The following is a 5,518-nucleotide window of genomic DNA, read 5'->3' on the forward strand; positions in this document are numbered from 1 at the left end:
TTCATGATGACCATAAATACAAAAAGGAGTGCCCTACAAGTCATTACTTCTGACCTGTAGGACACTCCTTTTATTTATCTTTGTGCATCATTTGCGGGTCTCAGTCATCCCAGCATTCCACGTCTTCCAAGCCTTTGACACTGCTCTTCACAAATTGCGGATCACGCCCTGCCTTCTTCTGCTGCATATAATTCCGCAGTACATCAAAGGCGATTCGTGATAAAAGAGTAATGGCGATGAGATTGACCACCACCATCAGTCCCATGAACAAATCGGCTAAATCCCAGACAAGCTGCACTTTGGCAACCGACCCGAAAATGACCATCGCCAGCACACAAATGCGGTACAACCATAACCAGACCTTACTGGTGTTGAGAAACTCAATATTCGTTTCCCCATAATAATAATTGCCCATCAATGTGCTGAACGCGAACAGAAAAACCATGATCGCTAGGAAGCCCGATGCCCATGAACCCATATGTACGCTCAGAGCTGCTTGCGTGAGTTCAATTCCGCCTAGTCCCTGCTGTTCATACACGCCTGACAGCAAAATAATAAATGCTGTACTCGTACAAATGACTAAGGTGTCAAACAGAACACCAAGCGCTTGGATCAAGCCTTGCTTCGCCGGATGGCTGGTCGTTGCGGTAGCTGCAGCATTGGGTGCACTACCCATCCCTGCTTCGTTAGAAAATAAACCGCGTTTTACGCCATGCATAAGCGCTGCGCCAAGTGAGCCGCCGGCTACTTGTTCTATTCCGAACGCATTTTTTACAATTAAAGCAAGCACTGCCGGCATATCTGCAATATTTATCACAACAATCGTAAGAGCTACCCCAATATACAAAACCGCCAGCACAACCACAATATATTCGGATAGCTTGGCGATCCGCTTAACACCGCCAATAATGATAACAGCAAATATCGCTGTCATAATCAATCCCACTGCCAGTCGATTGGTGCCAAAAGAGTTCTCAAAAGCAATCGTAATCGTGTTCGACTGCACAGCATTAAATACGAGCCCGAAGGACAACGTAATTAAGATCGCAAATAAGGCGCCCATCCACCGCTTCTTTAAACCCGCTTGCATATAATAAGCTGGGCCTCCGCGGAAGCTCTCTCCATCCTTAATCTTGTAAACCTGAGCAAGCGTACTTTCTACGAAGCTTGAGGCTGAACCAATAATGGCGATGATCCACATCCAGAACACAGCCCCTGGTCCACCTAACGCGATCGCGATAGCGATTCCGGTAATATTCCCTGTTCCTACACGAGCTGCCATACTAATGCAAAACGCCTGAAATGGTGAAATGCTGCCGCGCGGACCGCTTGTGGACTCAAACAGCAGACGGAACATTTCCTTTAACATGCGCAATTGCAGTACATTTGACCGCAAGGTGAAGTAAAGGCCAATTGCAATAAGCATAACAATCAACAGCTTCGACCATAAAAAATCATTCACAATACCAATTAAATCTTGAATCATTTGCTCCATTTGTTTCCCTCTCGATGTCGTTCTAAGAATCCGTTCATCGTTATACTTCCCAAGGCAAGGAATTAATAACAATGTAATTTCATCTATTGATGTGATTGCTCGAATACTCATCTGTGTAGGAAATATGTAACCTTTTACTAACATCATTCTAATATTCGGAAGAAACTATGATAGCACAATCGATATGTTTTTCAAAATACACATATTAGAAATATTGCTTTATTAACGCAGCGGATCACTTATTATATCTTTCTGGATACAATTCACGGTTCAATTGATTAGTTGCTTCAATAAAGCTCTTAAGCAGTTCTTCTCCAGATTCCGTTCCCTCAGCTGCTTTTTCGAAATGTGCGATCAACTTCCCCTTCTCCTCTAACTCATGCAGTACTTTTTGAATTAACGGGTCCGTTGAGTCTTTCTTTTTATTGTACGCGGTACTTTCAATCACATATAAGTCTTTATACCCTGCAAGATGGCTATCAAACAGTTCACGAGAACTTGTCGGGTTCATTTCTTCTTGTGCCTGTGCCAGTTTGCTTGCCAACTCTTTTTGTTTATGTTCATTCTGTTGTTTATTTTCAGAGAGAACAACTGTATAATTATTTTCTTTACGTTGTTCCGCCGCTGCTACTTCACTATTGTCCCAATTAGCCCGCATAACAAAGCTGCTGACTACAGCAAAACATCCCATCGCAAACACGAGCTGAGCTTTCTTTTTTAACAATTTACTCACTCCTATAGTAAAAAGTAATGGTGACAACGTTACACAAAGCTTTAATCTATATTTTAGAAATTACACTTTATATGTAAATCATGACGAGAAATAGGTTGAAATTGTTCCAGTCCTGTTGATTTAAGATGAAAAAATTCAAGGAGGCAAATCATGAGTGAAATTGCGAAAACGCCACAACCGCCTTATTATGCAGTCATATTTACATCAGAACGAACCACTATTGAGAACCAATATAAAGAAATGGCGGATGAAATGGTAAAGCTTGCATCTGTTCAGCCAGGCTATCTTGGTGTAGAAAGTGCAAGAGAAGGGCTAGGCATTACCGTTTCTTATTGGGATTCTCTTGAAGCGATACAAAAATGGAAACAAAATGAACGGCATTTGGTCGCACAGCAACAAGGAATAGCGGATTGGTATAGCAGCTACAAAACAAGAGTTTGCAAGGTCGAACGGGATTATGGTTTCGAAAAAAACTAAACAAATAAGCATGGCGCCGCATCATAATATACTTCGTACGACTACGCAAAAAAAGCTGATTTCGAGTTATCCCAAAATCAGCTTTTTCGGCAATCGACTAGGTAGAACTCGGGGGTGATGATGTTCCCGAAGAATGATGAAGATATGCGATTGCTTCCGTTCGGCTGGAAACCTTCAGTTTTTTGTAAATTGCACTCAAATAATTTTTTACTGTACCCGTCGTTAAAAACAATTCAGAAGCAATAGCTTGATTCGACTTCCCTAGTTTCAATTGCATTACAATATTTCGTTCCTGTGCAGAAAGACCATTCAGCACGTCATCAGGCTGCTCGATTGAATAAGGCTCGGAAATTTCTTTTGGTGATCCTTGTTCATGCTGTTCTGGAAAGTTAATAGCCTGTACAAGACGTTTCTGAATGCGACTGGGATAATTGATTCTTCCTTCTAAACAATCCTGAATCGTAGAGAGAAGCTTCTTAGTCTCAACCCCTTTAACTAAAAAACCGTTAGCTCCATGCCGAATCGCTTCCCATATGTATTCTTCATCCTCGAACGTTGTCAGAACGAGCACTTTCGTATCGGGAAACTCCGTTTTGATTCGTTTTGTTGCTTCCAAACCATCCAACTTCGGCATATGGATGTCCATCAAAACCAGCTCAGGACGGTGCAATCGTACTTGCGCTATCGTTGCCAACCCATCACCCGTTGTAGCTGCAACTAAATATTCTTCCTCCATACTTAAAATAGCTGCCAAACCATCGCGAATTAAGGGCTGATCGTCTGCTATCACAATCGTTCTTTTAGACAATTTGCTCCCTCCGCTCTATCGTTTCGTCTGAATAGGTATGCTTATGTCTAGTGCTACACCAACGGCAGCACGCTCGTTCAAAATCGTTAATTCTCCGCCAATTTCCTTTACTCTCTCATTCATCGCTTTCAAACCAAAACCATGAACAAATTGCGAAGGAACTTTTCCATTATTGGATAAAATAAACCGGATCTGCCCATCACGATGAGTTAGCGAAAACTCAAAATGGGTACTGCAACCATGCCGAATACCATTAGTAAGGCCTTCTTGCAATGCCCGATAAATCGTTATTTCGACTATTGGCAGCAGTTCAGGCAATGCTGCATCAATCTCGCATGTAATTTCCACCTGAGTTTGTCTCTTCGTTTCATCGATCAGCTTAATAAGCTCAGGTATAAAAGGTTGATCTAGAACATGTTCATGCAGCAGCTGTACCGAGCTTCGCACATCATCCAAACCATTGTGAATATATTCTTTCGTTCTATTGATCATATCTTTTGCAATCGCATAATTGTTTTTCTCAATCGCATGTGCTGCTGTTTGCAGGCCGGCTAACGCTGATGTCAACGTATGTCCAACGGAATCATGAATTTCACGGGATATTCTAGTCCGCTCTTGTAATTGTGTTTTCTTTGCTAACTCAATGGATGCGATGCGCAGCTGTTCATTGTCTTTGGCCAGTTGATTTTTTTGCTGAAAAGCAATTTTTGCAAGGAGGCTTATCCCAAAAATTGCAAAGTAGTCGATGATACGAGGCAACATATAAGCTATTTCTTTAAAGGGCGGGAATTGGCGATAAACCAAAAGTCCTAGTACAAAACTAGTATAGCTCAACGTAGTAAAGATAATCGAAAGGTTTCTGCTGTGATAAAAGCTAAATTCTCCAACTAGAATTAAAATATAAATTTGTGTAAAAAAGCTGTCCGACCCTATTGATATAACAGATGCCAAGATTAATTGAATAGATAAGCTCAATATGCCTATCCATCCTTCTAGGTTAATCTTTAGGATGTAATTTCGAATGAAGACGATCGTTATATACGTACATACCAGCAATAAAAGTAAAGCAGATAGCTTGCTCGTATGTAACAATAAGCAAACCGTCGCTCCTATCACAATGATGAACAAGATGTGAGTCAATTTGTTATTTAATTGTACATCCATAGTATTGCCCCCGAGTGGGATGATAGATTTACCATTTATTTTATCATAAACATGACTTAAGTCATATGTTCGAGGCAAAAGCAGTCGAAAAATGACGAAAAAGCGATTTTCTAATGATCTTCTTCATCTAGAATAAGCCTTTCGTATTATCTATAATGAGAAAAGTTGGATAAACAATTAGGAGTGGCCATGTTTTTTTCTGCAGGTGAGAGTAAAAAAGTTCAAGGGAGACTTGTAGAAATGCTTTTGATCGTATGGAACGCAATCGGTTGTTTGCTTCTCATTTTAAGTGTGTTTTTCTCCATCCGCTTAATGCTAGAAGGTAAGCATAAACAGTGAAACTCTCCTATGAAGTGAAGAAACCGTCACATGAAGCGATATTTAAAAATATGTACGATATAGAAAATGAAGATGTTAGCGATTTTCTAATTCGAAGGTTAGATTTTGTTATGCAAAGCTTTGCAGCTCGTTATCGGCTGACACAGCGTGAATCAGAAATTCTCGTCCTGTCCGTTGTATATGGTTTTACTAATCGCGAGATCTCCGAAAAATGCGTGATCAGTGAAAAGACGGTCAAAAATCATCTATCCAATCTAATGAACAAAATTGGCGCTCGATCCATGCGAAAACTATTTTCACTGCTGCTCTTCCATGCCTTATCCTCTTAAAAGCAATCCTCCTGCCATGCGGCAGCCATTTTACCAATCCACAACAACCAATAGCGAAAATGCAGATGCCCTAACAACATGAAAAACCTACCATAAAGGTAGGTTTCGTGTTACTGGAACAAATGTAAAATAGCCTGTGGATTCTGATTAGCCTGAGCGAGCATAGCTTGTGC

6 protein-coding genes are annotated in these 5,518 nt (G+C 40.8%); 2 read left to right on the forward strand and 4 right to left on the reverse strand.

Translation table 11 applies throughout. The features are described from left to right. Positions 1 to 100 precede the first annotated feature (100 nt). Positions 101 to 1,495: an alanine/glycine:cation symporter family protein gene (locus AB4Z17_RS31610; RefSeq protein WP_441964249.1), complete on the reverse strand. Its 1,395-nt coding sequence runs from the start codon at positions 1,493 to 1,495 to the stop codon at positions 101 to 103. A 235-nt stretch (positions 1,496 to 1,730) separates the two neighbouring features. Next, positions 1,731 to 2,219, reverse strand: coding sequence for a hypothetical protein (locus tag AB4Z17_RS31615; protein WP_441911557.1), 489 nt, complete (start codon positions 2,217 to 2,219; stop codon positions 1,731 to 1,733). 159 nt (positions 2,220 to 2,378) lie between these two features. Here AB4Z17_RS31615 and AB4Z17_RS31620 point away from each other — a divergent pair, with 159 nt between their 5' ends. Further along, positions 2,379 to 2,705 (forward strand): antibiotic biosynthesis monooxygenase family protein, encoded by a 327-nt coding sequence (locus tag AB4Z17_RS31620; protein WP_441911559.1) that lies wholly within the window; start codon positions 2,379 to 2,381, stop codon positions 2,703 to 2,705. Between the two features lie 97 nt (positions 2,706 to 2,802). On the opposite strand, the gene AB4Z17_RS31625 is transcribed toward AB4Z17_RS31620, so the two are convergent. Then, positions 2,803 to 3,513 (reverse strand): response regulator transcription factor, encoded by a 711-nt coding sequence (locus tag AB4Z17_RS31625; protein ID WP_441911560.1) that lies wholly within the window; start codon positions 3,511 to 3,513, stop codon positions 2,803 to 2,805. 15 nt (positions 3,514 to 3,528) lie between these two features. After that, positions 3,529 to 4,347: a sensor histidine kinase gene (locus AB4Z17_RS31630; RefSeq protein WP_441964245.1), complete on the reverse strand. Its 819-nt coding sequence runs from the start codon at positions 4,345 to 4,347 to the stop codon at positions 3,529 to 3,531. Between the two features lie 683 nt (positions 4,348 to 5,030). On the opposite strand from AB4Z17_RS31630, the gene AB4Z17_RS31635 reads away from it, so the two are divergent. Beyond that, positions 5,031 to 5,345 carry a response regulator transcription factor gene (locus AB4Z17_RS31635; protein ID WP_441964247.1) on the forward strand — a complete coding sequence of 105 codons (315 nt, stop codon included), beginning with the start codon at positions 5,031 to 5,033 and terminating at the stop codon, positions 5,343 to 5,345. Positions 5,346 to 5,518: the final 173 nt, after the last annotated feature.

It is taken from the genome of Paenibacillus sp. TAF43_2, assembly GCF_052113545.1.
In the GTDB taxonomy this organism is placed as follows: domain Bacteria; phylum Bacillota; class Bacilli; order Paenibacillales; family Paenibacillaceae; genus Pristimantibacillus.